Origin of the sequence: Enterobacter cloacae complex sp. 2022EL-00788 (genome assembly GCF_026627565.1) — a bacterium.
Lineage (GTDB): Bacteria > Pseudomonadota > Gammaproteobacteria > Enterobacterales > Enterobacteriaceae > Enterobacter > Enterobacter pasteurii.
Genome location: NZ_JAPNMC010000005.1, coordinates 1 through 25724, shown reverse-complemented (window position 1 = coordinate 25724; position 25724 = coordinate 1). Strand labels below are relative to the sequence as shown.

Annotated in this window: 24 protein-coding genes; all 24 read left to right on the top strand. The window is 58.6% G+C overall.

Annotated elements, in window-relative coordinates:
- The first annotated feature begins 2 nt into the window (after positions 1 to 2).
- A complete protein-coding gene (gene tssM, locus OWK27_RS09000) occupies positions 3 to 3623 on the top strand; it encodes a type VI secretion system membrane subunit TssM (protein ID WP_267590255.1) in 3621 nt (1206 codons plus the stop codon).
- A 16-nt stretch (positions 3624 to 3639) separates the two neighbouring features.
- Complete coding sequence (gene tagF, locus OWK27_RS08995; RefSeq protein ID WP_148417986.1) at positions 3640 to 4356, top strand: type VI secretion system-associated protein TagF; 717 nt, start codon at positions 3640 to 3642, stop codon at positions 4354 to 4356.
- Positions 4357 to 4367: 11 nt separating this feature from the next.
- Positions 4368 to 5384 (top strand): type VI secretion system protein TssA, encoded by a 1017-nt coding sequence (gene tssA / locus OWK27_RS08990; protein ID WP_267590254.1) that lies wholly within the window; start codon positions 4368 to 4370, stop codon positions 5382 to 5384.
- A 75-nt stretch (positions 5385 to 5459) separates the two neighbouring features.
- Entirely contained in the window at positions 5460 to 5984 is a 525-nt protein-coding gene (tssB, locus tag OWK27_RS08985) for a type VI secretion system contractile sheath small subunit (RefSeq protein ID WP_022648413.1), read from the top strand.
- A 3-nt stretch (positions 5985 to 5987) separates the two neighbouring features.
- Positions 5988 to 7487 (top strand): type VI secretion system contractile sheath large subunit, encoded by a 1500-nt coding sequence (gene tssC, locus OWK27_RS08980; RefSeq protein WP_063868514.1) that lies wholly within the window; start codon positions 5988 to 5990, stop codon positions 7485 to 7487.
- A 76-nt stretch (positions 7488 to 7563) separates the two neighbouring features.
- The gene (locus tag OWK27_RS08975; RefSeq protein WP_252003866.1) at positions 7564 to 7992 is read left to right on the top strand and encodes a Rap1a/Tai family immunity protein; all 429 of its coding nucleotides are present in this window, start codon (positions 7564 to 7566) and stop codon (positions 7990 to 7992) included.
- Between the two features lie 3 nt (positions 7993 to 7995).
- On the top strand, positions 7996 to 8490 hold the full coding sequence (locus tag OWK27_RS08970; protein WP_022648411.1) for a T6SS effector amidase Tae4 family protein: 495 nt from the start codon (positions 7996 to 7998) through the stop codon (positions 8488 to 8490).
- Positions 8475 to 8924, top strand: a complete 450-nt coding sequence (locus tag OWK27_RS08965; RefSeq protein WP_252003865.1) for a T6SS amidase immunity protein Tai4 family protein — start codon at positions 8475 to 8477, stop codon at positions 8922 to 8924. Before OWK27_RS08970 ends, OWK27_RS08965 begins: the two co-directional genes overlap by 16 nt.
- Before the next feature lie 180 nt (positions 8925 to 9104).
- Entirely contained in the window at positions 9105 to 9587 is a 483-nt protein-coding gene (locus OWK27_RS08960; RefSeq protein WP_014884229.1) for an Hcp family type VI secretion system effector, read from the top strand.
- Between the two features lie 57 nt (positions 9588 to 9644).
- Positions 9645 to 10187 (top strand): hypothetical protein, encoded by a 543-nt coding sequence (locus OWK27_RS08955; RefSeq protein WP_252003864.1) that lies wholly within the window; start codon positions 9645 to 9647, stop codon positions 10185 to 10187.
- Positions 10178 to 10585 carry a putative T6SS immunity periplasmic lipoprotein gene (locus OWK27_RS08950; protein ID WP_242172412.1) on the top strand — a complete coding sequence of 136 codons (408 nt, stop codon included), beginning with the start codon at positions 10178 to 10180 and terminating at the stop codon, positions 10583 to 10585. Before OWK27_RS08955 ends, OWK27_RS08950 begins: the two co-directional genes overlap by 10 nt.
- 83 nt (positions 10586 to 10668) lie before the next feature.
- The gene (gene tagH / locus OWK27_RS08945) at positions 10669 to 12438 is read left to right on the top strand and encodes a type VI secretion system-associated FHA domain protein TagH (protein WP_252003862.1); all 1770 of its coding nucleotides are present in this window, start codon (positions 10669 to 10671) and stop codon (positions 12436 to 12438) included.
- A complete protein-coding gene (locus OWK27_RS08940) occupies positions 12435 to 13232 on the top strand; it encodes a PP2C family protein-serine/threonine phosphatase (protein WP_063449579.1) in 798 nt (265 codons plus the stop codon). The genes tagH and OWK27_RS08940 overlap by 4 nt, the downstream gene beginning before the upstream one ends.
- 16 nt (positions 13233 to 13248) lie before the next feature.
- Complete coding sequence (locus OWK27_RS08935; protein WP_242172414.1) at positions 13249 to 14235, top strand: hypothetical protein; 987 nt, start codon at positions 13249 to 13251, stop codon at positions 14233 to 14235.
- A gap of 9 nt (positions 14236 to 14244) precedes the next feature.
- Positions 14245 to 15057 (top strand): type VI secretion system accessory protein TagJ, encoded by an 813-nt coding sequence (locus OWK27_RS08930; RefSeq protein WP_267590253.1) that lies wholly within the window; start codon positions 14245 to 14247, stop codon positions 15055 to 15057.
- Positions 15050 to 15613 carry a type VI secretion system baseplate subunit TssE gene (gene tssE, locus OWK27_RS08925; protein WP_015570336.1) on the top strand — a complete coding sequence of 188 codons (564 nt, stop codon included), beginning with the start codon at positions 15050 to 15052 and terminating at the stop codon, positions 15611 to 15613. The genes OWK27_RS08930 and tssE overlap by 8 nt, the downstream gene beginning before the upstream one ends.
- Positions 15614 to 15615: 2 nt before the next feature.
- Positions 15616 to 17487: a type VI secretion system baseplate subunit TssF gene (gene tssF / locus OWK27_RS08920; protein ID WP_193354576.1), complete on the top strand. Its 1872-nt coding sequence runs from the start codon at positions 15616 to 15618 to the stop codon at positions 17485 to 17487.
- On the top strand, positions 17484 to 18527 hold the full coding sequence (gene tssG / locus OWK27_RS08915; RefSeq protein WP_148417976.1) for a type VI secretion system baseplate subunit TssG: 1044 nt from the start codon (positions 17484 to 17486) through the stop codon (positions 18525 to 18527). Before tssF ends, tssG begins: the two co-directional genes overlap by 4 nt.
- A gap of 37 nt (positions 18528 to 18564) precedes the next feature.
- Entirely contained in the window at positions 18565 to 21180 is a 2616-nt protein-coding gene (tssH, locus tag OWK27_RS08910; protein WP_267590252.1) for a type VI secretion system ATPase TssH, read from the top strand.
- Positions 21181 to 21204: 24 nt separating this feature from the next.
- Positions 21205 to 22635 carry a serine/threonine protein kinase gene (locus tag OWK27_RS08905; protein ID WP_252003859.1) on the top strand — a complete coding sequence of 477 codons (1431 nt, stop codon included), beginning with the start codon at positions 21205 to 21207 and terminating at the stop codon, positions 22633 to 22635.
- Positions 22636 to 22660: 25 nt separating this feature from the next.
- Positions 22661 to 24079 carry an alpha/beta fold hydrolase gene (locus tag OWK27_RS08900; protein ID WP_252003858.1) on the top strand — a complete coding sequence of 473 codons (1419 nt, stop codon included), beginning with the start codon at positions 22661 to 22663 and terminating at the stop codon, positions 24077 to 24079.
- A gap of 35 nt (positions 24080 to 24114) precedes the next feature.
- Positions 24115 to 24837 carry an ankyrin repeat domain-containing protein gene (locus tag OWK27_RS08895; RefSeq protein ID WP_420712944.1) on the top strand — a complete coding sequence of 241 codons (723 nt, stop codon included), beginning with the start codon at positions 24115 to 24117 and terminating at the stop codon, positions 24835 to 24837.
- Positions 24813 to 25307 carry a hypothetical protein gene (locus OWK27_RS08890; RefSeq protein ID WP_252003856.1) on the top strand — a complete coding sequence of 165 codons (495 nt, stop codon included), beginning with the start codon at positions 24813 to 24815 and terminating at the stop codon, positions 25305 to 25307. Before OWK27_RS08895 ends, OWK27_RS08890 begins: the two co-directional genes overlap by 25 nt.
- Positions 25308 to 25381: 74 nt before the next feature.
- A partial coding sequence (locus OWK27_RS08885) for a contractile injection system protein, VgrG/Pvc8 family (protein ID WP_267590250.1) occupies positions 25382 to 25724 on the top strand: 343 nt, incomplete at its 3' end.

Below are 25724 nucleotides of genomic sequence, written 5' to 3'. Positions count from 1 at the left end.
GGATGCTGACTACTCTTCTTTCCATACTGACCAATCGCATTCTGTGGAGCTTCCTCGGCGTAACGGCGCTCGCGGCGGTGATCTGGATGATTGGCCCGCTGTTGTCCATCGTCGATACCCGCCCCCTCGAATCTGAACAAAACCGCGTCATCAGCATTGCGGTGGTCTACCTGATTTGGGCCCAGAGCCACATTCTGCCGCGGCTGTATAACGCGTGGCTGAACCGCAAGCTGATGGACAAGCTCAACGAAAACACCACCAGCCCGGAAGCGGCCGATCCGCAGAAGCGACTGAACAGCGAGGAGCAGATCCTGGCCGGGCGCTTCGACGAAGCCGCCCAGATGCTGAAAAAAGCCCACTTCAGCAAGGCGGGGCACGGCGCGCAGTGGACGCAGCGCTTCAGCACGCAGTATCTCTATCAGCTGCCGTGGTACGTAATTATTGGTGCGCCGGGTTCCGGTAAAACCACCGCGCTGGCCAACTCCGGGTTGCAGTTCCCGCTGGCGGACCGCTTCGGTAAAACCGCCCTGCGCGGCATTGGCGGCACGCGTAACTGCGACTGGTGGTTCACCAACGAGGCGGTGCTGCTGGATACCGCTGGCCGCTACACCACCCAGGAGAGCGAGCAGGTTCAGGACGCCGGCGAGTGGCTGGAATTCATCAACCTGCTGCGCAAATACCGCCGCCGCCAGCCGATCAACGGCGTAATTATCACCATCAGCATTTCCGATTTGTTGTCTCAGTCCGCGGAGGCCTCCCGCCAGCAGGCGGTGAACATTCGCCAGCGTCTCTCCGAGCTGCACGAACAGCTGGGTATCCGCTTCCCGGTGTACGTCATGGTCACCAAGGCTGACCTGCTCAAAGGCTTCCGCGCCTGGTTTGCCGATTACGACAAAGCCCAGCGCGACCAGATCTGGGGCTTTACGCTGCCGTGGGAGCAAACCCGACACGCCGATTACGACCTGATGGGGAACTTCCAGCAGGAGTTCTCCCTGCTGCAACAGCGTCTGGACGCTGGCCTGCCGGAAACCATGCTTAAGGAGCACGACGCAAAAACGCGCGCCGAAGCGTATCTCTTCCCCCAGGAATTCGCCGCGCTGCGCCCGCTGCTGGCAGACTACCTGAGCACGGTCTTTGCCCGTTCAAACTTTGAAACGGAATTTTCCCCGCGCGGCATTTATTTCGCCAGCGGCACGCAGGAAGGCATGCCGTTCGATCGGGTGATGGGCGAGCTGAACCGCGCGCTTTCGCTGCCGGAAGGAGGCGAGAGCGACAGCTGGGATTCGGTGAGCAAAGACGCGCCGATACCGGGGGCGAAGGGGCAGAGCTTCTTCATCAAGAACCTGCTGCAAAACGTGATTTTCCAGGAAGCGGGCATCGCCGGCGAAAACCGCTGGTGGGAACTGCGTAACCGCGCCGTAATGTGGTCCGGCTATGCGGCGCTGCTGGCCCTGCTGGCGATCCTGGCTGGCCTGTGGCTGACCAGCTACGCCAAAAACAAAGCGTATCTGGAAGAGGTTGACGCCAAGGTGCCGATGCTGGAGCAGCAGAGCAAGGCGCTGCAAAATCAGCCCCAGCGCGACCTGTTTGCGCTTCTGCCGCTGCTTAACGGGCTGGTGGATCTGCCGAAAAGCGATGCGTTTGACGTTACCGACCCGCCTGTGTCCCGCCGGATGGGGCTTTATCGCGGGGATGACGTCAGCGATGCGTCCCAGTCGCTTTATCAGAAAGCGCTGGACCAGCTGCTGCTGCCTGCCGTCGCGATGCACATCACCACCTGGCTGCGTAACGACAACGGCAGCGACGTGGAGTACAGCTATGAGGCGCTGAAAGCCTACCAGATGCTCTACCAGCCGAAGCACTACGACGGCAAATTCCTGCACTCGTGGGTGATGCTTAACCTGCAGCGCAACCTGCCGCAGAACGTTACGCAGGCGCAGCTCCAGGAGCTGGAGTGGCACCTGACGCAGCTGCTGGAGCCGAAAATTCAGGCCTCACCGTATGCGCAGGACGAAGACCTGGTGGCCCGGGAAAGGGCGCTCATCAACCAGCAGCCGCTCTCTACCCGCGTCTACGGCCGCCTGAAGCGTCTGCTGGAGCGTGACGAGAGCCTGAAGCCGGTTTCGCTTTCTGACCTCGGCGGCCCGCAGAGCGAGCTGGTCTTTTCCCGGAAAAGCGGCAAGCCGGTGAGCGAAGGCGTGCCGGGGCTCTTTACCCCGGACGGCTACTGGAAAAGCTTTAACGACCAGATCGACAGCGTTACCACCGCCCTGCACGAAGACGATGCCTGGGTGCTGGGCGCCACCAGCGCTGAGGAAGATAAACAGCAGATCGACAACGCCGTGCGTCAGCTCTATATGCGCGACTTTATCGTCAACTGGGATCGCTTCCTCGCGGACATTCAGCTCAATAACAGCGCCGATCTCTCCCAGCGCATCAATACCGCGCGCCTGCTTTCAGGCACCAACTCGCCGCTGCGCCGTCTGGTGCTCAACCTGAGCAAAGTGCTGACGCTGTCGCGCACGGCTCCGGCACCTGAAGATGCGCAGAAAGCGGAAGCGCAAAGCAACCGCGCCACCCGAACGCTGGAGGCGCTCTTCAGCAACGACGACAATGCCCCAACCCAGGGCGCGGTGGTAAACCAGGCGCCCGAGCAGCTGGTGACCGACCACTTTGCCCCAATGATTGAGCTGGCGCAGCCGCTGGAGAAGGGCGGCAAGACCATCGTCTTTGATGATTTTCTCAAGCAGGTTGACGAGCTTTATCGCTACCTGACCGCCGTTCAGGATGCGGCTAACAGCGGTATGCCTGCCCCGGGCGGAGATGCAATCAGCCGCCTGCAGGCCAGCGCGGGCCGTCTTCCGGGCGGGCTACAAACCATGTTCAGCAATATGGCCGTGGGCGCCAGCAGCGATACCCAGCGCCGGGATCTGGAGAACGTGCGTAAGCGAATCAACGTGGAGGTAGGCGGGTTCTGCCGTCAGGCGATTGCCGGGCGCTACCCGCTGGTGCGCAGCGCCAGCACCGAGGTGACGCCGGACGATCTCGCCCGCATGTTTGCCCCGGGAACCGGGCTGATGGACACCTTTTTCCGCGATAACCTGACCAATAAAGTGGACACCACTCAGGCAAACTGGCGCTTTATGCCGGGCATCGACGGCAAAACGCTCCCGGGCAGCGAAGGGCTGCTGCGTCCGTTCCAGCAGGCGCAGTCCATCCGCGATGCCTTCTTTGCCAACGGAGCCACGACGCCATCCTTTAAGGTCACGGTGCGCACCGTGCGGATGGATAACACCATTCTGAACCTCACCCTGGACGTGGACGGGCAGCTGTTGCGCTATAGCCACGGCCCGCAGGCGGTGCAGATCATGAACTGGCCGGGGCCGGGCGGTACCAACCAGGTGCGTATGCAGCTCGGCCTGGCAAACGGCAGTACCGCGACGCTGGTAACCAACGGCGCCTGGGCGCTCAACCGCTTTTTCGACAAGGCGCGCACCAGCCCTGGCGCAGGTAGCCTGAGCCGTCAGGCTACCTTCAGCGTCGACGGACATCAGGTCACGCTGGAGTTTGCGCCGAACAGCATCCGCAACCCGTTCCAGCTTCCCCGTTTCTCATGCCCATAACCGCAAGGACAGCCGTATGACGAATACCCCTGCGATGAACCGCTACAGCTGGTATGGCAAATTGCCCAGCGCCGGAGATTTTTTGCAGCGTCGCTTTCCGGACACCCTGCAACGCCAGTGGTCGCACTGGTTTCAGGTCGGCCTGCTGGCCTGGCAACAGGAAGAGCAGCGCAGCGGCGAGCGCCAGTTTACCAAAGCGCCGGTGTGGAACTTTGTCGTTCCGCCGATGCTCGGCAGCCAGATGATTCAGATGGGTTGCCTGCTTCCGGGCCGCGACAGCGTAGGTCGCCACTATCCGGTCTGCATTCAGCTGAGCTTTACCCCGGCCGAATGGTCATCCCGTCTGCTCGGGCAGGCTGAAGGCTGGTACCAGCAGCTTGGCCGCCTGGGGCTGCACGCGGTGCGTAACGGCTATTCAGCTTCGCAGCTTGATGAAATGTTAATGACGATCCCGGCGCCGCAGCCGGTTGAGCCGCAGAAGCGCTCCGACATTCTGGACGTGATTGGCTATGAGGACGACGGTCAGAACACGCTGGGCTGGCCGCAGGCGGCGGAGTGTTTCGATCCGCTGCGTCAGACCAGCTACTGGTGGACGAACCGCTGCGACGGCTACCCGCTTTATACTCACGTACACAGCGGGAACTTCACCGGGCAGCTGTTTACGCTGCTGTTCGATCCGGCAGGCGGCGCCCGACCGGGCCGCCACGGTCTTTATCCGCCCATGTTTGAATAAGCAGGGACTTTATGAATATCGATGAATTTCTCGCGCCGATAAGCCCTGAAAACCCCTGCGGGGAAAACCTGGAGTACGACGCCGATTTCCAGGCCATGGGGCAGGCAAGCCAGGGCAAAGCCGAGCAGCAGTTTGGCGACACCATTATTCCGGCGGAGCCCGCCGACTGGAACACGGTAGAAAAACTCGCTACCAGCCTGCTGGGGCGCACCAAAGATCTTCGCGTCATGCTGGCATTAACCCACGCCTGGACGCGTCGCCGCGGGCTCGCGGGTTACGCCGACGGGCTGCTGCTGGTGCAGGAAGCCTTGTCCCGGTACTGGGAGCAGCTCTACCCCCTGCTGGAAGAGTATGGCGAGACCGATCCGTTCTACCGCATTAACGCCCTCGCCGGGCTGAGCGATAAGTCCGAGCTGACCGTCGCGGTACGCAACGCCTCGCTGCTGCGCTCAAACGGCGATGAAATTTCGCTGCGTGACGCTCAGGCGCTGCTCGACGGCAGTAAAACCGAATGCCCGGACTATCCCGGCGGACGTCCAAGACTGATTGACGAACTGGCCCGCGGCGACCAGCCCGGCACCGCGGCGGTTATCGAGATCAGCGCGCGTCTGCTGGCCATCCGCGAGCTGCTTATCGGCTATCTCGGAGAAAGCGGCGTACCGGAGATGGAACAGCTGCTGAAAACCGTCGGGCTGGTGGCCAGCGCCTGCCAGGTGACCGACATCAGCAAGCTGCTGCCGAACCGCGAGGCGCAGGCTGAACAGCATGCGGAGCCGCAGCCGGCTGCCGCGCAGCCTGTCCAGCAGGTAACGGACTGGCGCAGCGTGCAGGTGACCAGCCGCGCCGACGCCCAGCTGATGCTGGAAAAAGCGAAGCAGTATTTTGCGCAGTACGAACCGAGCCATCCCGCACCGCTCATGATTGAACGGGTGCAGCGGCTGTCTGAACTCAACTTTATGGACATTATTCGCGACCTGGCGCCAGACGGCGTTAACCAACTGGAAAACATCTTTGGACGCCGCGAATGACGCGTCCTGGCATTATGACGACAGGCATGGAGTCTGCCGTTTCACCTTCACCGCGCATCTTTGATGGAGAACATCATGGCAATGAGTAACAGTGGACAGAAATTCATCGCACGCAACCGTGCTCCCCGCGTGCAGATCGAGTACGACGTAGAGATCTACGGTGCAGAACGTAAAATTCAGCTGCCGTTTGTGATGGGCGTTATGGCCGATCTGGTTGGCAAGCCGGTGGAAAACCTGCCAGCCGTTGACGAGCGTAAGTTCCTGGAAATCGACATCGACAACTTCGACGAACGCATGAAGGCGCTGAAGCCGCGCGTGGCGTTCCAGGTGGATAACACCCTGACCGGCGAAGGGAAGCTCAACGTCGATCTGACCTTTGACAGCATGGACGACTTCCTGCCGGACGCGGTGGCGCGCAAGGTAGAGCCGCTGAACAAGCTGCTGGAAGCGCGTACCCAGCTCTCTAACCTGCTGACCTACATGGACGGCAAAAACGGTGCGGAAGAGCTGATCGCCAAAATTCTCCAGGATCCGACGCTGCTCAAATCCCTGAGCCAGATGCCAAAAAATGACGAAAGTGCGAAAGGTAGCGAGGAATAATCGATGAGCAACCAGACTCAACAACACGATCAGCAGGCGGGCCAGGCGTTCAGCCAGGACGAGTTCAGCGCGCTGCTGAATAAAGAGTTCCGCCCGAAAACCGATCAGGCGCGCTCTGCCGTTGAGAGCGCGGTAAAAACGCTGGCGCAGCAGGCGCTGGAAAATACCGTGACCTTCTCCAACGACACCTACCGCACCATTCAGAACCTGATTGCCGGTATTGACGAGCAGCTGTCGCAGCAGGTGAATCAGATCATTCACCACGACGAGTTCCAAAAGCTGGAGAGCGCCTGGCGCGGGCTGAGCTACCTGGTGAACAACACCGAAACTGACGAGATGCTGAAGATCCGTTTCATGAGCATCTCCAAGCAGGAGCTGGGCCGTACCCTGAAGCGCTACAAGGGCGTGGGCTGGGACCAGAGCCCGATCTTCAAGAAAATTTACGAGCAGGAGTACGGTCAGTTTGGCGGCGAGCCGTTTGGCTGCATCGTGGGCGACTACTACTTCGACCACAGCCCGCAGGACGTTGAGCTGCTGGGCGAGATGGCGCGCATTGGCTCCGCGGCCCACTGTCCGTTCATCACCGGCACCGCGCCGGGCGTGATGCAGATGGAGTCCTGGCAGGAGCTGGCCAACCCGCGCGATCTGACGAAAATCTTCCAGAACACCGAGTACGCCGCCTGGCGTTCACTGCGTGAATCTGAAGATGCCCGCTATCTGGGGCTGGTGATGCCGCGCTTCCTGTCGCGTCTGCCGTACGGCATTCGCACCAACCCGGTCGACAGCTTCGATTTCGAAGAGCAGACCGACGGCGCGAACCACAACAGCTACTCCTGGGCGAACGCTGCCTATGCGATGGCGGCCAACATCAACCGCTCCTTCAAAGAGTACGGCTGGTGCACCTCTATTCGCGGCGTGGAGTCCGGCGGGGCGGTTGAAAACCTGCCGTGCCACACCTTCCCGAGCGATGACGGCGGCGTGGACATGAAGTGCCCGACCGAAATTGCCATCAGCGACCGTCGCGAAGCCGAGCTGGCGAAAAACGGCTTTATGCCGCTGGTTCACCGTAAAAACTCCGACTTTGCCGCCTTCATCGGCGCGCAGTCGCTGCAAAAGCCGGCCGAGTACCACGATCCGGATGCCACCGCGAACGCGCGTCTGGCCTCTCGCCTGCCGTACCTGTTCGCCTGCTGCCGCTTTGCCCACTACCTGAAGTGCATCGTGCGCGACAAAATCGGCTCCTTCCGCGAGCGCGAAGAGATGGAACGCTGGCTGAACGACTGGGTCATGAACTACGTGGATGGCGACCCGGCGAACTCCTCGCAGGAGACCAAGTCCCGTAAACCGCTGGCGGCTGCGGAAGTGCAGGTGCAGGAGATCGAAGACAACCCGGGCTACTACGCCGCGAAGTTCTTCCTGCGTCCGCACTACCAGCTGGAAGGCCTGACCGTTTCCCTGCGCCTGGTATCTAAACTGCCGTCGCTGAAGACGAAAGACGCGTAATGACGATTGCCGGCCCGAAGGGGCCGGCCATCTGAGCGGAAGAGCTTAGCTTATTTCTGTCAGTGAATAAGGATAGATGGTGAAACATATACTTTTGATCGCGACCAGTTTGCTGGCAGTTTCTACTCTCGCAAGCGCGGACGCTGGAAATTACAAATACCCTCAAGCGGAAGCATTGCCTCAGGATGACACATCAAACTTCCAACGCGATCCGACGCTGTTAACAGGGTACGATTTAAATCTGAGTGCAGAGCGATTTGCTAAAGCCTGGCTGTCGAAAACGAATGAACGTGAACGCATTAAGGCAAATATGTATCTTCTCGGCGTAGTCGACGCGTCTGAGGGCACCGCATGGTGCAAGGGCAGGCCTTTTTTGCCAAATACAATACATGAGTTTCTCTATTCTCGTTTTGCGAACTTATCGAAACAGCAAGGCGAGGAGCGCGCTTCAAAAATCATCATTGACGGCATGAAAGAATTACGCCCGTGCAAAAAAGGAGAGTGACAGATGAGACCATTATACGAACAACTTAAACGTCAGCATTACTCTTCAAATCACACACGCGCGGGTTTTGCCTCGGGTGAACAGGTATTTTCAGAAATTGGCTACGATTATTCGACGATTATCAAGCAACAACCGGCATACGAAAATACCTGTGCGGTAAGAATGAGCCTGGCATTGTTAAAATGCAATGTTGAATTTACAGGGCGTTTACCCATAAAGACCGGTCCCTATAAGGGAAAAACAATCGAGCCTGGCGCAAAATTACTTGCCGATCAGCTTTATAAATCCCATGTGTTTGGCAAGGCAGAAATCTTTAAAGACCGCGAGGCTGGTGCACGCTCAATGTTGGGCCGAAAAGGTGTTGTTTTCTTCAATAAAATTGATGGGTATGGTGGTGGTCATATCGACCTTATCGAGCCTCTGAGTAATAATTCGTTTATATGTAACTCCGATTGCTTTCCGTACTGTCAGGAAATCTGGTTTTGGGAATTAAAATAATTATATTCAGGCTTCTACAGACCGCATTTCTTTTGCTTACTTGCTTATCTTTTTCTGCTCGCGGTGACAACCCTTACGTTGATTTTTATCAGCAGCAAACATACCGGCAGGTGGTAAAAGATTTGGTCCTGGCGCGCTGCCTTGCGCAGGTGGCAGATAAAGGCAGTCAATTTTCTGCTGATGCGGCCCGCAGTGCGAGTGCATTTATTGAGTGGATACCGTTTGATGCTGAAAACGGTACTGACAAAGTTAACGCCATCATTGGGAAGTATAAACACCAAATTAATGGTTTCCACTCGGAGCGCAAACCTGATGTAAAAGGCGTAACCTTAAATTGTCTACGTCTTTATCATAGCGACGAACTGAATAAACTGGTTCCGCAGCTCATCATTGGCGATCCTGAGCGTACCTGGATTCAGGATAATCCGCAGTAGTAAAAGACTTCACATTCTTTCCGTTCATTCAGGGGGAATGTAAGACTGTCAAATGACACGGGTCGTTTGATATGAGGCAGAGGTAAAATATGGACGGTTTTATTCAGCCCCATGCTTTCCTGTTTGCCATATAAGGGCTTTTTCGAAAGCAATATTGTTCATCCACGAAGAGTAGATATTATGGCTATTGATATGTTTCTGAAGGTCGAGGGTGTTACGGGCGAATCTAAAGATTCTAACCACACCGGCTGGACTGATATTACCTCCTTCTCCTGGGGCGCGTCCCAGCCGGGTAATATGAGCGTTGGTGGCGGCGGCGGTGCCGGTAAAGTTAACTTTAACGATCTGCACGTTAACGCTCTGATCGACAAATCCACTACAGCAATCCTGAAACACTGCGCAAGCGGTAAGCACCTGACCAAAGTTGAACTGTCCGTCTGTAAGGCGGGTGGTCAGCAGGTTGAATATACCCGCATCACCCTGGAAGACGTTCTCGTGACTTCCGTTCAGTACACCGGTGCCGACAACGGCGATACCGTTGGCGTGACCTATGCATTCCAGGCTGCGAAAGTGAAACAGCAGTACTGGGAGCAGACCACTGCCGGTGGTAAAGGTGCTGAAAGCAGCGCTGGCTGGAACATCAAAGAGAACAAAGAAGCGTAATTGCCCGTATGGCCGGGGAGTTTTCCCCGGTCATTATCAACCGGAAGGGAAGATAGTATGGCAAGTTTGCAGGAAGGAAGCTCTCGTCCTCTGACTATTGGCGAAATCGCCCTCGCACGAACCGTGTTTGGTGACGCCATAAAATATTCAGAAGTAAAAGTGCATAATAAAAGCTATCTGCCATTTAATATGCAATCTAACAATGTTGCAATGACGCCTAATGGTGAACTCTATTTCCGGGAACCCCATTACCGTGATGATTTCTCCACGGAAGTCCCTCGGTATAAACACTGGTTTATTCATGAAATGGTTCATGTGCTGCAACACCAGATTGGAATGAATGTACGAACCCGAGGCGCATTCAGTTGGGCCGCAAGCTATAATTACTCGTTACCGCCGGATAAAAAACTCTCGAACTTTGGGATGGAGCAGCAGGCTTCAATCATTTCAGATTATTATTTTCTGATAAATTACGGCTTGGGTGATTTTCGCAATATTGCAGGTTTTGAAGGTATTATCGGACCAGATCTGAGGGATAAGTATCAGCAAGCATTGTCTTTGTTTATTAAAAACCCTAAGGAACGGCGGGCATGGTTATGAAAAAAGTATTCGGTGCATTATCGGTTACGTTAATGGCGAGTGCCTGCGTGTCTCATCCCGCACAATACCAGTCGCTTACCGTTACGCTTAAAAACAACGAACCCTGCTTCGCAATTCCTGCTAATTCCGGATTAGATGCGCCTGTTACCAGCCATTCGCCCACCATTATGAAACGGGCGGGGAATGAATGGAAAACGATATCACCGCCATCTACGTATAGCCCTGTGGTGACGTTGAATACCCAGCAGTGTCATCAATGGAGCGGTATTGCGTGGCAGACCGGGGAATATGATGTCGCCCTGAAAGTCTCGGGAAAAAACGATTCTGTTCGTTATGCTGCCCGATTCACGCTCGAAGAAAATGCGTCAGGCCAATTAAAGATTACGCAGACCGAATAGGATGCCTTAACCCCCAAACCCCGCCGTTTTCACCTCCGAGAGCGGCAGCGTTTGAGCGCTAATCATACCAGCAGGAATACGCCATGCGATTCACGATTATTTCTACGAAACCCGGTCATCAGCCGCCGCAAAGCAGCTGTGATTTTTATGCCCCGGGCGGCACCATTGGGCGCGGTACGGATAACAATCTGGTGCTGCCGGACAATGACCGCACTATCTCGCGTTTGCAGGCCATCGTTCACGTCGACGCCAGCGGCGAATGCCGCGTCACGAACCGCGGCAGCGTTACCCGCGTGGTATTAAATGACATTCCTCTTGAGCGTGGGCGTCAGGTTGAGCTTCAGGATGGGGATATTCTCGGTATTGATGAGTATCGCATCGAAGTCAGCGAACTGATTCACGATACCCAGCCCGTAAGCCGTATGGCGGCCAGCATGCAGCAGGCGCGTCCGGCGGCGACACCTGCTCCGGCACCGCAGCCGAAACCTGCAAGCGCCGCGCCGCGCGGCAAAGCCGAGCCGACGGCCGTGCCGACGGAAATCTGGGACAGCCTGATGCAGGAGTTCTCCATCTCCGACAGCATCTCCAGTAACCGCGCAAAACCACAGCCCGCGGCTTCTCACGACCCGTTTTCCCAGCCTGCGGCCCCGGAGCGCAACGCCGAAGATCCGCTGGCAATGTTCAACGACAGCGATCCCAGGCTCGAGCGTAAGAACGTTGACCCGGACACGCTGTTCAGCGATGAAGCGTTGTTTAAAAAAGAGAGCATCTTTGACGATGTCACCCCTTCAGCGCTGGTGCAGCCGGACGAAAGCAAACCTGCCCAGCCAAAGGAGGAGGCGGCGGATGAACTCGATCCGCTGGCCCTGTTTGGCGGGACGGCCAGCGCGCCTGCTGCACGCCATGATGACCCGCTCGGCCTGATGGGCGGCGCGCCGTTAACGCATCCGGATGAGATCTCGGCCGATAAGCCGAAGCCAGAGCCGGTATCCGAGCCCGAGCCGGAAGCGGATCCCCTTGCCGATTCTCCGCTCTTCGCCCCGGAACCGCAGGAGGCGCCGCGCGCGGAAGAAGAAGAGCCCGCGCGTACCGACTACGCCGGCTTCACCATGCCAACGCCGCAGGCCGTGGCGCGCAGCAACGCTCAGGCGCCTAAAGGCCGCCTGCGTATCGACCCGGTTAAAAACGCTGCATCACCTGCCTCCACCGTGCAGAACGGCGAGAAGGGCGAGGTGCTGCAGGGCGAGCTGCTGGAGGCGCTTCTGGAAGGGATGGGGCTGAGCGAAATGCAGCCGGTGCCGCAGTTCGATCGGGAAAATATGCGTCAGCTGGGCCAGATCCTGGGCATGTTCTCCCAGGGAACCGTGGCGCTGCTCTCGTCGCGCTCTATCCTCAAGCGCGGCGTGAAGGCCGATATGACCATGGTGCTCGACGATGCCAACAACCCGTTCAAGCTGCTGCCGACCGGGAAAACGGTGCTGATTCAGATGTTCGGCACGCCGATGCCTGGCTTTATGCCGCCGACCAAATCGGTGCGCGATGCGCTGATCGATCTCCAGGCGCACCAGCTGGGGATGATCTCCGGTATCCGCGCCATCATTGCCGCCATGCTGCAATCCTTTAACCCGGAGCAGCTCGAAGAGCAGGCGAAGCAGAACGGGATGACGTCGCGCCTGGCGCTGCCGGGCAGCCGTAAAGCCGCGCTGTGGGATTATTTTGTACGCAGCTATGGCGAGACGGCAGGGGAGATCGAAGACGATTTCCATACCCTGTTTGGCGAAGCCTTCCTCCATGCCTATGACATGGAGGTCAATCAGTACAAAGACTCACAGAGCGGATCCGAAGACAAATGAATATCGCAACGGCTTCTCTCTCCCGCCAGGGGACGCGCGCCAGCAACCAGGATCAGACGGGAGAAACCATTGGGGAACGTTCAGCCTGCTTTGTCGTCTGTGACGGCATCGCGGGCCTGCCGGGCGGCGAGGTGGCCGCTGAACTGGCCCGCAACAGCATCATTTCCCGTTTCGACGGCGATAAGCACCTGAACGCGCAGCATATTCGTGACTACGTGCAAACGGCAAACCGCACCATCCTCAGCGAACAGCAGGCCGTACAGGACTACCGCCGGATGGGCACCACGCTGGTCAGCCTGTTTATCGACAGGGATTACCGCCTGGCCTACTGGGCGCACGCCGGGGACAGCCGCCTGTACCTGTTTCGCCGCGGCTGGCTGTGGCACGTCACGACCGATCACAGCCTCGTTCAGCAGATGAAGGACGCCGGGCACCAGACCGACGATCTCAACAGCAACCTGCTGTATCTGGCGCTGGGTATTGAGAACGGCGGACCGGAGGCGAGCTACAGCGATGTTGTTCAGGTTGAAGACGGCGATGCCTTTTTACTCTGCACCGACGGTTTCTGGCACGGCGTCAGCGAAGAGCAGATGAAGCAGTCGCTGCACATGGTCAATACGCCACAGGAGTGGCTGACCTTAATGAACCAAATCATTCAAAAGAATGGCGAACAGGAGGGCAATGCTCAGGATAACTATACCGCCGTTGCGGTGTGGATGGGCAACCCTCAGGACACCACTTTGCTGCATACGCTCTCTGACGCAGCGCAATTTCTTCCCTGCGGAACTGATTAGACACACAAGGATTGATATGAAACTTTGGCTATCGGGTTTGGCTCTTCTGACGGTGGCGACCACCGCACAGGCTGAAAACTTCCGCATCGTGCAGTCTCCTGCGCAGAAGCTGGATATCTGGATCGACAACATTAAAGACAATACGCCGCAAAGCTGGTGTAAGTCGGACGTTGCGCTGCGTATCGTGGCCAACGGCAGGAAAGAGGTTTCGGTGCTGGAAAACTTCGTGCCGCGCCTGGGCTCGCTGCTGGAGCACCAGTGCAGCAGGCTCAACACCCTGAACTGGACGCTAAACGATCCCGAAGGGACGACGCTCGCCCGGGGTACGGCGGCCAAAGCGCAGGACTGGGCGCTGGTGGTGAAGCAGCAGGAAACGGCGGCCACGGCGCCCGCGACCTCCGGCGCGCTGCTGCCGCCTGACCAGAACCCGGAAACGCGTACCGTGGCGGCAGATCGCTCCCCGTGGCAGGAGTTCACCCTTCAGGACGGTTGCCACCTGCGCACCTTCTGGGAGGGCGGTGCCTCCGCGCCTGCGCTGTTTATCCCGGACTCCGACACCACCCGCTGCGGCAACGGCAGTTGGCTAAGCGGCCACACGGTCGTCACCCAGAACCGCAACGGGACGCAGAAAGCGATCCCGGTGACCTATATTCACGGCTTCCCGGTGATGGGCCTGAACAACAGTGTCGATCCTGAAAACGCGCTGATCACCTCCGTCAACAAGGAGCGCATGGTCTTCAGCACCCAGAACAGCGACCAGAGCTGGATGATCCTGCCGTACGACAGCAGCCTGAACGGCTGGAAGAGCAACGGCACGGTGGCGGTGGAGATCTCCCGTGAGATCGCCAGCGACGACGCCAGGCTCCAGGCGCGCATTGCGGCGGTGAAGAAAACCTGGAGCGCATGGGTTGCACCAGGCGCGGAGCTGAACATTGTTCTGATTGATACGCTGCGCCCGCAGCTTCGCGATCCGGCAGTAGGCGCATGGCGCGCGGCTAATTAAGGAGTGGCTATGAATACGCTTTATCAACATCTGGCGGGCGAGTCGATTAGCGACGCGCTGCTTCGCCTGGAAGCCGATATCAAAGCCCGCCCGGCGGATGCCGATCTGCGCGCCGCGTTTGTGCAGTTTTTGATCCTCAGCGGCAACTGGGCGCGCGCGTTGACCCAGCTGAAAAGCTGGCTGGCGCTAAAGCCGCAGGCAAAACCGACCGTCACGCTGCTGGAGCAGGCCATTCAGGGCGAACAGCAGCGCGCGCGCGTGTTTGCGGGAGAGGCGCGCCCGGCGATGCCCGAGGCGCAGTGGCCGTGGATGGCGATCTTAGCCCAGGCGCTGACGGAAGGCGGCGAGCGCGCGCAAGCCCTGCGCCTTGCCGCGCTGGAGCAGGCGCCGGCAGGCGCAGGCCAGCTTACGCTTGAGAATGACGAACAGCACACCTTCGAGTGGCTGATGGACGGCGATGCCCGCCTGGGGCCGGTGTGTGAAACCCTGGTCAATGGCCGCTACTTCTGGGTGCCGTTCTGCGCCATCGACACCATCCGCTTTCAGGCTCCGGCCAGCGTGACCGATCTGGTATGGCGTCATGCGCTGGTTCGTCTGACGGACGGCACCGAGCAGGTTTGTCAGATCCCGGCACGCTATCCGTTTACTGACGGGGCACCCGACAGCGTCAGGCTTGGACGTACCACCGAATGGCTTCCCCTCGACGATGACGGCACGCTGTATGAAGGCATGGGACAGAAGGCCTGGATCAGCGAGCAAAGCGAAAGCCCGCTGCTCACCCTGAGCCTGGTGACGTTTGCCGCGGATGGTGCTGATGAGTAATCCTGCTGGCGAAGGCGATCTGCTGCGCAGCGGCTGGCAGGCCCGCAGCAGGCAGGAGAAAGTGGGGGCGCGCGACAAAATGCAGCCCTCGCTGCTGGATCGCCTGACCGATAACGATCCGGAAAAGAAACGCGAGTCCGCCAACAGCAACCTGATCACCCACGCCGCGCTGCGCCGCAACGTGCTGCGGGATTTACAGTGGTTGTTTAATACCATCAACCACGATGCCTCCAGCGACTTAAGCGGGCTGACGCAGGTGAGCCGTTCCGTCGTTAACTTCGGCGTTGCGCCGCTGGCCGGGAAAAGAATGTCCGATATCGAATGGCATGACATTCAGCGCAAGCTTACCGAGGCGATTATTAACTTTGAACCGCGGATCCTCCCGCAGGGGCTGCAGGTTCGCTGCGTGTCCGATACCTCGTCGCTGGATCTGCACAACGTTCTGTCTATCGAAATCAAGGGCCGCCTGTGGTGCGTGCCGTATCCGCTTGAGTTTCTCTTTCGCACGGACGTCGATCTGGAAAACGGGCATTTTGAACTGAAGGATGCGGGGTAATTATGGAAAGCAAGCTGCTCGAATATTACAACCGTGAACTGGCCTACCTGCGCGAGATGGGCGCGGAGTTCGCCGAGCGCTACCCGAAAGTGGCGGGACGGCTCGGCATGCGCGGCATCGAAGTGGCGGATCCGTACATCGAGCGCCTGATGGAAGGCTTTGCCTTCCTGACCTCCCGCGTGCAGATGAAAATGGACGCGGAATTTCCGCGCTTCTCGCAGCGCATGCTGGAGATGATTGCGCCGAACTATCTGGCGCCCACGCCGTCGATGGCGATCGCAGAAATTCAGCCCGACAGCAGCCGCGGCGACCTGAGCAAAGGCTTTATCGTGCCGCGCGGCACCATGATGGACAGCCTGGCGCTGAAAAAAACCGGCGTCACCTGTAGCTACACCACGGCGCACGAGGTCAACCTGCTGCCGTTGAAAATTGACCGCATCGAGCTGGGCGGCGTGCCTGCCGACCTGCCGCTGGCGCAGCTGGGCCTGAGCCAGAGGGGGATCAGCAGCGCGTTACGGATCCGCATTGCCTGCGATGGCCCGCAGCATCTCGGGCATCTGGATTTTGACCGTCTGGAGTTCTTCTTAAGCGGCCCGGACATAGAGGCGCTGAAGCTGCTGGAGCTGGTGATGGAGCACCATGCGGGTATCGTCTGCCAGACGGTTAACAGCCAGCCCCGGCGCCAGCTGCTGTCGTCCGACGCCCTGCGTCAGGAGGGCTTTGAGGCGGATCAGGCGCTGCTCCCGGACGATCTGCGTAACTTTGACGGCTATCGCCTGTTGCAGGAGTACTTTGCGTTCCCGGCACGTTTTCGCTTTATTAGCCTGAGCGGGCTGGGCAAGCTGATCCAGCGCTGCGAAGACGAAAAAGCGTTTGATATCTTCATTCTGCTCGACAAGAGCGACGATCAGCTGGAGCGCGTGGTGGACGCCAGCCATCTGGCCCTGCACTGCACGCCGGTGATCAACCTGTTTCCGAAAGTGGCTGCGCGGCAGAAGCTGAGCGAAGGCCAGCATGAATACCATCTGGTGGTGGATAACATCCGGCCGCTGGATTATGAGATTTATGCGGTGAAAAAAATCTATGCCAGCGCGGACGGACAACGGGACGACCAGACGTTTCGCCCGTTCTGGAGCACCTGGAGCGGCGACGCGGGCAACTACGGCGCCTATTTTTCCCTGCGCCGCGAGCAGCGCGTCCTCTCGGAGCATGCGCTTCGCTACGGTACCCGCACCGGCTATATCGGCTCGGAGGTGTTTGTCTCGCTGGTGGATGCGCAGCACGCGCCGTGGCAGGACAACCTGCGCTACATTTCCGCCGAGGTGCTGTGCACCAGCCGCGACCTGCCGCTGATGCTCCAGCAGGAGCTCGGGCAGTTCATTATGGCCGACTCCATGCCGGTGAAGACCCTCAACCTGCGTAAAGGCCCGACGCCGCCGCGTCCGGCGCTGGCGGAAGGGTTCAGCACCTGGCGGCTTATCAGCCAGCTGCAAATGAATTACCTCAGCCTGATGGACAGTGAAAACGAAGAGGGCGCCGCCGCGCTGCGCCAGCTGTTAGGGCTGTATGCCAACCTGGCAGAGACGCCGGTTGCCCGTCAGGTGGACGGCGTTCGCCACTGCGTGCTGGAGCCGGTGCACCGCCGCGTGCCGGAACCCGGCCCGGTGGTGTTCGCCCGCGGGATTGGCATTACCCTGACGGTGGACGAACGCGCCTTCTCCGGTGCCAGCCCGTGGCTTTTCGGCAGCGTGCTGGAGCGTCTCTTTGCCCGCCTGGTCTCCATCAACAGCTTTACGGAGTTCACGCTCAAGAGCCAGCAGCGCGGCGAGATCGGCTACTGGGCGCCGCGCATGGGTAAAAGGGCGCTGGTATGAGTGAGGTTGCCCCTGCAACGCTTCGCGTGCATCGCCTGACGCCGCTGCCCGATGCCTTCTGGCGCGGCGTGCGCGAGACGCCGTGGCGCTACGATCTGTTTCAGCTGTTAAGGCGCATTGATGCCCAGGGCGGTGAACGCTATCCGCTTGGACGTGCGCCGCTGCCGAAATTTGAGCCGCTGCGCATTGGTCAGCAGCCTTCGATGGGGTTTGCGCCATCCACGGTTGCCGACGTCCGGCAGCGCAAAGAGAACGGGCTGCACGAGGTTTCGATTCTCAGCTTCGGGCTGTTTGGTCCGAACGGCCCGCTGCCGGTGCATATGACCGAGTATGCCCGCGAGCGTATCCATCATCATCAGGACCATAGCCTCAGCGCGTTTGCCGACCTCTTTCACCACCGCCTGACGCTGCTGTTTTACCGCGCCTGGGCGGACGCGCAGCCAGCCGTTTCCCTCGATCGCGATGACAACAAGCGCTTCGAAGGCTATCTGGCGTCGCTGATCGGCATGGGCCAGCCGGGCCAGATGACCAAAGGCAGCCTGAGCGCGCATGCCCGCTTTACTCACGCCGGACACCTGACCCGCCACGGGCGGGACCCGGAAGGGCTTGAAAAAATCCTGCGTAACTATTTCAACGTCCCGGTCAGGCTGGTGGCCAACGTGCCGCAGTGGATGCCGCTCTCCCCCCGTGAGCAGGCGCAGCTGGGCGAGGGGCGTCGCCTGCCGCGCATGGGCGAATCCGCCTTTCTCGGCATTGCGGTACGCGACGTGCAGCACAAGTTTCGTCTGGAAATAGGGCCGCTGAGCGCCGACGAGTACAACCGTTTTCTGCCCGGCGAACCGTGGGTGACCGAGCTGCGCGACTGGGTGCGGCAGTACGTCGGGGTAGAATTTGAATGGGAAACACGGGCGATCCTGCGCGCCGATGCGGTGCAGGGCGCCACGCTCGGCAGCACCGGGCGATTAGGGTACAACACCTGGCTGGGCATTCAGCCACAGCCTGTTCCGCGTGGCGATCTGGTGTATCGCGCAGAGCGATAATCCTTCGTATACCGAATCATTGTTAATGGAAACTAACATGTCAGAAATTAGCCGTGCCGTGCTTTTCGGCAAACTGGATACGCTGTTATTTACCTCTCTGGAAAGCGCGACTGCCTTCTGCAAGCTGCGCGGCAACCCGTACGTTGAGCTGGTGCACTGGCTGCATCAGCTTATGCAGCAGCAGGATGGCGATCTGCAGCTGGTCATCCGTCACTTTGCGCTTGATGAACAGCAGCTGACCCGCGATATCGTGGCGGCGCTGGATGCCCTGCCGCGCGGCGCAAGCTCCGTTTCCGATCTGTCCGAACATATCGACAGCGCCGTCGAGCGCGCGTGGGTCTACGGCTCGCTGAAGTTCGGCGTCAGCCGGATCCGCGGCGGTCATTTGCTGATCGGAATACTGAAAACATGGAATCTGGCCAACGTGCTGAAAGGCATCTCGGCACAGTTCACCCGGCTTAACGTTGAGGTGCTGATCGAGCAGTTCGACGCCATTTGTGCCAGCAGCAAAGAGAGCCAGCAGGCCGCCGCCGCGGTAGAGGCGCCCGCCGGTGCGGTACCTGCCGCGCAGGGGACGCTGGCGCAGTATGGTCAGGATCTGACGGCGCGCGCCCGGGAAGGAAAAATTGACCCGGTGGTAGGGCGCGATGAAGAGATCCGCCAGATGGTCGATATTCTGATGCGCCGCCGCCAGAACAACCCCCTGCTGACCGGGGAAGCCGGCGTAGGGAAAACGGCGGTGGTGGAAGGGCTGGCGCTGCGTATCGCCAGCGGTGACGTGCCGGAACCGCTGCAAAACGTTCAGCTGTGGCTGCTGGATATCGGCATGCTCCAGGCCGGGGCGGGCATGAAGGGAGAGTTTGAGGCGCGCCTCCAGGCCTTAATTAACGAAGTGCAGTCCAGCGCCACGCCGATTATTCTGTTCATTGATGAAATCCATACCCTTATCGGCGCGGGCGGACAGCAGGGCACCGGCGACGCCGCTAACCTGCTGAAGCCCGCCCTGGCGCGCGGGCAGCTGCGCACCGTGGGCGCGACCACCTGGGCGGAATACAAAAAATACATCGAGAAGGATCCGGCGCTCACCCGCCGTTTCCAGACGGTACAGGTCCACGAGCCGGACGAAGCGAAAGCCGTTCTGATGCTGCGCAGCACCGTTTCGCCGCTGGAAACCCATCACCAGGTTTTACTTCTCGACGAAGCGGTCAGCGCGGCGGTGAAGCTTTCTCATCGCTATATCCCCGCGCGCCAGCTGCCCGATAAAGCGGTGGCGCTGCTGGATACCGCCTGCGCGCGCGTGGCCGTCAGCCAGAGCGCGCCGCCTGCCCAGCTGGAAGACTGCCTGCGTCACCTGGCCGCCCTGGACGTGGAGCTGGAGATTGCTGAACGTGAGGCGCGGGTCGGGGCAGGCGATCCGGCGCGCGTGGCGACCTTAACCGCCGAGCGTGACGCGTTTGAAACCACGCGCGAAGCCCTGGCCCGGCGCTGGGAAGAAGAGCGCAATCTGGTACAGGAGATTATCCGCCTGCGCGCCGCGCTGTTTGCGGCGGGCGACGAGGACACGGCTGAACTGCGCGGCCAGCTGGCAGAGCAGCAGCAGGCGCTGGCGGCCTTACAGGGTGACGAACCGCTGCTGTTTGCCGCGGTGGACGAAAACGTGGTGGCCGCGGTAGTTTCTGACTGGACCGGGATCCCGCTGGGCCGGATGGTGAAAAATGAAATTGACGCGGTGCTGAACCTGGCCGACACGCTGAACCAGCGGGTTATCGGCCAGCGCCACGGTCTGGAGCTTATCGCCCGTCGGGTGAAAACCTCGCGGGCGAAGCTCGACGATCCGAACAAACCGATCGGCGTATTTATGCTGTGCGGGCCGTCCGGCGTCGGCAAAACCGAAACCGCGCTGGCGCTCGCGGAGTCCCTGTACGGCGGCGAGCAGAACGTTATCACCATCAACATGAGCGAATTCCAGGAAGCGCACACCGTATCGACGTTAAAAGGTGCGCCTCCGGGCTACGTGGGCTATGGTGAAGGCGGCGTCTTAACCGAGGCCGTACGTCGCCGTCCTTACAGCGTGGTGTTGCTGGACGAAATCGAAAAAGCGCACCCGGACGTACATGAGATCTTCTTCCAGGTCTTCGACAAAGGCTGGATGGAGGATGGCGAAGGTCGTCACATTGATTTCCGTAATACGATTATTATTCTGACGTCTAACGTCGGGACCGAGCTTATCAGCGCCATGTGTGCCGATCCGGAACTGATGCCGGAGCCGGAGGCGTTAAGCGGAGCGCTGCGCCAGCCGCTGCTGGAGGTGTTCCCACCGGCGCTGCTGGGCCGTCTGCTGGTGGTGCCGTATTATCCGCTGAGCGACGCGATGCTGGGGCAAATTGTTCGCCTGCAGCTCAAACGCATTCAGCGTCGGCTGGAAGAGAATCACAATATTATTTCCGAGTTTGATGACAGCGTTGTAGAACAGATTGTTCAGCGCTGTACCGAGGTGGAATCAGGTGGACGTATGGTGGATGCGATCCTGACCAACACCTTGCTGCCTCAGATGAGTCAGATATTACTTACCGCCAGCCGCAGCGACGAGCAGTACCGACGTCTGCATGTCACCTGCGAGCAGGGCGAGTTTCACTGTCAGTTTGCCGCGTAATAATCATCAAGAGAACTGTAAAAGATGACGGATAATGATAACAATCGGACTGTCCCAAACGCGCTCCCGGTCGGGTATCGCTTCAACGAGTTTGAAATTAAAGAGGTGATTGGCGGCGGCGGATTCGGCATCGTCTATCGCGCCTGGGATCACCAGCTCGAACGCACTATCGCTATCAAAGAGTTTATGCCTTCCTCCCTCGCCGTGCGCGGCGAGGACATGACGCTGGTGCTGCGCAGCGAGCGCTTTGGCAAAGCCTTTTCCGCGGGCCTGAACAGCTTCATCCAGGAAGCCCGCCTGCTGGCGCGGTTTAACCACCCGAACCTGCTGCACGTCCTGCGTTTCTGGGTGCAAAACGACACGGCCTACATGGGAACGCTGTTCTACAGCGGCACCACGCTGTCTCGCCTGCGCGAAGAGAAGCCCGAACTGATTAACGAGACGTGGATCCGTCGCATGCTGCCGATGCTGTTTGGCGCCATCAAAACGATCCACGATGAAGGCTATCTGCACCGCGATATCTCGCTGGACAACATTCAGATTCAGGATAACGGCCTGCCGGTGCTGCTTGATTTCGGTTCGGCGCGCCGCACCATCGGTAATCTCTCGGACGAGACGGAAACCATGCTGCGTCCGGGGTTCGCGCCAATCGAGCAGTATACCGACGACAATGAAAGCGAGCAGGGGCCGTGGACGGATATCTACGCTCTCGGCGCCGTGCTGCGTACCCTGATCGTAGGCTCTCCGCCGCCGGTCAGCGTGGTGCGCTCCATTCAGGACACCTGTAAACCGCTGGTGGAGCTGATGCCGCAGGGCTATTCCATTCCGCTGCTGCAGGCGATTGACCGGGCGCTGGCGCTGCATATGGAAGATCGCCCGCAATCCATCGAGGAGTTTGCGGCCCTGATCGAAATGCCCGTCGCCGGAATTGGCGACGTGCTGACCGCGAAAAAGACGGGCACGATGCTGGTGCCGGTTGAAGAGGAGACGTCTTCTTCCGCGCTGGACTGGCGGCGCTACAAGCTGCCGGGACTGGTAGCCGCGGGCGTGCTGGTTGGGGTTGTTGCCGGCGCGATGCTGTTCGGCGGCGGTCAGAGCGCGCCAGAGCAGACGGCGCAAGCGCCTGCCGCGACTCCCCCTGCACGGACCACTGCCGCAGCGAATACCACACCGGAAACGGCAGAGGCCGACGAGCCTGCTGCGCCACCTGCTGCCGCACAGCAGGGTACGCCGCCCGTTGCCGCCAGCCCCGTCGCGCTTGTCTATATCCGCATGCTCGACGGCGAGACGCTGAAGGTTAACGGTGAGCCGAAAGCGCTGCGTCCGGGAAATAACGGTTACGCATCGCTGAAATTGCCGGCGGGCGAGGCCCGTATCGAGCTGGAAGGGAATGGAAGAACGCGTACCCAGACGCTGGATATTGCGAAGCCAGGTACCTGGCTGGTGAACCCGTAGGCCAGCGGGTAACAGGACGGAGCGCATGTACAACATCAAGTTTGTCTATCTTTTTCATGAGAACGTTTCACCGGCGCTGTTTGCGAAAATTATCCGCCCGTCCGTTGCCGGGCAGTGGATTATGTCGGTTCCCGACCATTCGCTGCGCTCGCTCTTCACGCGCTACGATTTGCTGCGCAACATCACCGGCGCGAATCCTTATCAGTCCGGCCGCGATACGCGCAAGCTGATCGCTCAGGATTTGGATATCGGCAGGGTAGTGGCCATCGACGAAAGCTTCCGCGACTGGTCATCGGTAACGGAGATTTTTTATATCAATGCCAAAGGGCAGCTGCAGGCTGCCTCCCTTGTTGGTCTGGGCTGGTACCCGGTGAGTACGATTGTCGATCGTTACGAAACCATGGTGAGAGCGTATGGTTCTCGCCCTGCGCCAACGGTGTTGCCGAAGCAGGTGGTGAAGTCTAAAGCGGCGCAGGTGCCGGATGCGCCAACGCCGGGCAAAGACGGTAAAACCTATGCGGCACAGCTGGAAAATATGACCAAAGCCGAACGCTGGCAGGCGCGTAAGGAGCTGATTGCAAAGGGCAGCAACAGTCTCTACCCGGATGCGCAGATAGCGGCTAAGCGGTTAGCGGCGAATAATATTGCGGTCGAAAAAGCGAAGCTTGCTGAGAACGTCTACAAGACGGTAAATCCGCTGGAAACGACGCCGGGCGTGCCGGAGGGGTGGACGGATATCAGTAATGATGCGGCCGCGCTGAAGAAGCTTGGGCTAAACAGCAAATCACTGTTCGACAACTCAGGCTCTCCGGATTTTCTGGCCCGCGTTTATCAACCCGACCCTGAGGTTTTTGGTCGCGAGATGAACCCAACGTTAGTTTTCAGAGGGTCACGGCAACCCGAATTTTTCCCCATGAAGAACATGGCTGACTGGAAAAATAATGGTGCGCAAGGGCTCGGAATGGCGTCAGATTATTATAAAAGAGCGGTGGGTCTTGGCGAACAACTCTCTAAATCTGGCCAACAGGTGGACATTGCGGGCCACTCTCTGGGAGGCGGATTAGCGTCTGCTACCGCGATGGCCAGCGGTATGCCAGGATGGACCTTCAACGCGGCCGGTCTGAATTCAGGCACCGTAGAGAAATACGGCGGAAGTTTGTTAGGCAGTACCGAAAATATTCAGGCCTACCGTGTTGAAGGCGAACTGCTGACAAAGATCCAGGAAGTTAATCTTTGGGAAGATCTCAAAACGGTAAAAGGACATATACCGACACTGATAGCCAAAGAGGAACTTTCTGCCGTCATGCCTAACGCTGCCGGAATTGCACACGATCTTCCGGGTGGCACGGGGGGCGCGCTCGATCGGCATGGAATCGATCAGGCGATAAAATGTATTGAACAACAGAAGGATGAAGACATCGCTATTATCGGGAGTCGCGCGTGAAATCATTGATTACAGGCTGGATAGCGCTTTGTTTAATGTTAATGGTTCAGGGGTGCAAGCAAAATATGGATTTAAAACCAGACAATTATTTCAGCGGTCAGCAGCTCACCGTAGCGCGTGCAATTGAAGCCGGTGAGAGGGATGAGGTTGTTAAATTAGCGTCGCAAACAGACCTTAATAAACCCGGTAAAGAGGACATGACGCTTTTGTTTTGGGCGGTGATGAACGCAATTAACGATAAAAAAACACCGGATCAGCTAAAAATTATTACCGCTCTGGTTAAATCGGGGGCGGATCCGCTCCAGCCAAGGCCTGAGGGGGAGAGTAGTCCGGCCGAATATGTGCTGAAAGCAGATAGTGGGGTCTGGATAAAGGCGATGCTGGAAGGCGGATTATCGCCGGATGCGAAGGATAAAACGTTTGGGGAACCGATTATCTTCGAAACCCTCGAAGCAAAAAACACCGATACGCTGCAAGCGATGCTTGACGGTGGAGCAGACATCAATATTACCAATTCACTGGGTAATACGTTGCTGATCGCCGCGCTGGACTTTCACTCTTACGACCATGTCCTGCTTTTGCTGGAGCGTGGCGCAAACGCTGAGATCAAGGCGGATAATGGCTGGACAATGGCCAACCAGCTGCAGCGTTATCTGAACCGGGCGAAAGAGGGCAGTGACGAATATCAAAAACTGACTGAAATCAAAGATGCGCTTATTCAGCATGGCGGTAAATGGCCTCCTGCACCCGTGAAGTAAGGCTGGCGTTGATGATCTCAAAAGAAAAGGTTTTCTATTTTTGGGGCGTGATGGATATCATCGGGATTGTGTTTTATTCGATGGGGCCTTTACGTTTGCTTGAGTCCTGGTGGGACGCCACCGGAGGAAATCTGGGGATGATCGTCTTTATGGTCATTGCTGGAGGGGTAAATGGCATTCTGACAGGAATCTTCTATCTCGCATATTTTCTGTTGCCCATTTCGATGTTTTTCTCCGCCTGGTTTTTTTTCACAAACCACCGATACGCTGTCCGTTTTGCCCTTTCGCAGGAAGCATTGCGCGTTCTCACTGTAAGTTGTTCAGTGACGTTATTCCCTGTTGTTATTGTCGGTACTGGGTTAAGCATTCTTCCCCTAAATATTGTGCTGTTTGTATTTTCTGAATTACTAAAAATAGGAACGCTCATCTTTATCATAAAAAAACAGCCCGCCGACCCTGCAGAGCATTGACCGGAACAGCGCCTGTTCATGCTTGTCTGTTGCCGTAATACTTTTCATCGCATAAGCCATATGGATTAACGATTATGCTCAACCGAATTACCGTTCAGCTCCCGGTTGAGGGGCTGCTCTTCTGGAAACTTTCCGGCCGCGAGGCGATGTCCGAGTCGTTCGCCCTGACGCTGACCCTGCTCGGCACGGACGCGCGCATCGACCGCAGCAAACTGCTCGGGCAGCCGGTCACGGTGACCATCCCGACGCAGAGCCTGCTCACCTCCCGCTACATCAACGGCAAGGTGACCCGCGTGGCGGTGAGCGCCGTTGAGCTGACGGGCACCCGCTACGCGGTCTACCAGCTGACGGTGGAGCCGGACCTGTGGCCGATGAAGCGAGACCGCAACCTGCGCATCTTCCAGGGGCAGACGGTGC

Coding starts and splice junctions, on each gene's coding strand:
- tssB (WP_022648413.1), top strand. CDS start 5,460: ATGGCAATGAGTAACAGTGGACAGAAATTCATCGCACGCAACCGTGCT.
- OWK27_RS08940 (WP_063449579.1), top strand. CDS start 12,435: ATGAATATCGCAACGGCTTCTCTCTCCCGCCAGGGGACGCGCGCCAGC.
- tssE (WP_015570336.1), top strand. CDS start 15,050: ATGAGTAATCCTGCTGGCGAAGGCGATCTGCTGCGCAGCGGCTGGCAG.
- tssH (WP_267590252.1), top strand. CDS start 18,565: ATGTCAGAAATTAGCCGTGCCGTGCTTTTCGGCAAACTGGATACGCTG.
- OWK27_RS08955 (WP_252003864.1), top strand. CDS start 9,645: ATGGCAAGTTTGCAGGAAGGAAGCTCTCGTCCTCTGACTATTGGCGAA.
- tssC (WP_063868514.1), top strand. CDS start 5,988: ATGAGCAACCAGACTCAACAACACGATCAGCAGGCGGGCCAGGCGTTC.
- OWK27_RS08905 (WP_252003859.1), top strand. CDS start 21,205: ATGACGGATAATGATAACAATCGGACTGTCCCAAACGCGCTCCCGGTC.
- tagH (WP_252003862.1), top strand. CDS start 10,669: ATGCGATTCACGATTATTTCTACGAAACCCGGTCATCAGCCGCCGCAA.
- tagF (WP_148417986.1), top strand. CDS start 3,640: ATGACGAATACCCCTGCGATGAACCGCTACAGCTGGTATGGCAAATTG.
- tssF (WP_193354576.1), top strand. CDS start 15,616: ATGGAAAGCAAGCTGCTCGAATATTACAACCGTGAACTGGCCTACCTG.
- OWK27_RS08930 (WP_267590253.1), top strand. CDS start 14,245: ATGAATACGCTTTATCAACATCTGGCGGGCGAGTCGATTAGCGACGCG.
- OWK27_RS08950 (WP_242172412.1), top strand. CDS start 10,178: ATGGTTATGAAAAAAGTATTCGGTGCATTATCGGTTACGTTAATGGCG.
- OWK27_RS08970 (WP_022648411.1), top strand. CDS start 7,996: ATGAGACCATTATACGAACAACTTAAACGTCAGCATTACTCTTCAAAT.
- OWK27_RS08895 (WP_420712944.1), top strand. CDS start 24,115: ATGTTAATGGTTCAGGGGTGCAAGCAAAATATGGATTTAAAACCAGAC.
- OWK27_RS08900 (WP_252003858.1), top strand. CDS start 22,661: ATGTACAACATCAAGTTTGTCTATCTTTTTCATGAGAACGTTTCACCG.
- OWK27_RS08960 (WP_014884229.1), top strand. CDS start 9,105: ATGGCTATTGATATGTTTCTGAAGGTCGAGGGTGTTACGGGCGAATCT.
- tssA (WP_267590254.1), top strand. CDS start 4,368: ATGAATATCGATGAATTTCTCGCGCCGATAAGCCCTGAAAACCCCTGC.
- tssM (WP_267590255.1), top strand. CDS start 3: ATGCTGACTACTCTTCTTTCCATACTGACCAATCGCATTCTGTGGAGC.
- tssG (WP_148417976.1), top strand. CDS start 17,484: ATGAGTGAGGTTGCCCCTGCAACGCTTCGCGTGCATCGCCTGACGCCG.
- OWK27_RS08890 (WP_252003856.1), top strand. CDS start 24,813: ATGGCCTCCTGCACCCGTGAAGTAAGGCTGGCGTTGATGATCTCAAAA.
- OWK27_RS08975 (WP_252003866.1), top strand. CDS start 7,564: ATGGTGAAACATATACTTTTGATCGCGACCAGTTTGCTGGCAGTTTCT.
- OWK27_RS08935 (WP_242172414.1), top strand. CDS start 13,249: ATGAAACTTTGGCTATCGGGTTTGGCTCTTCTGACGGTGGCGACCACC.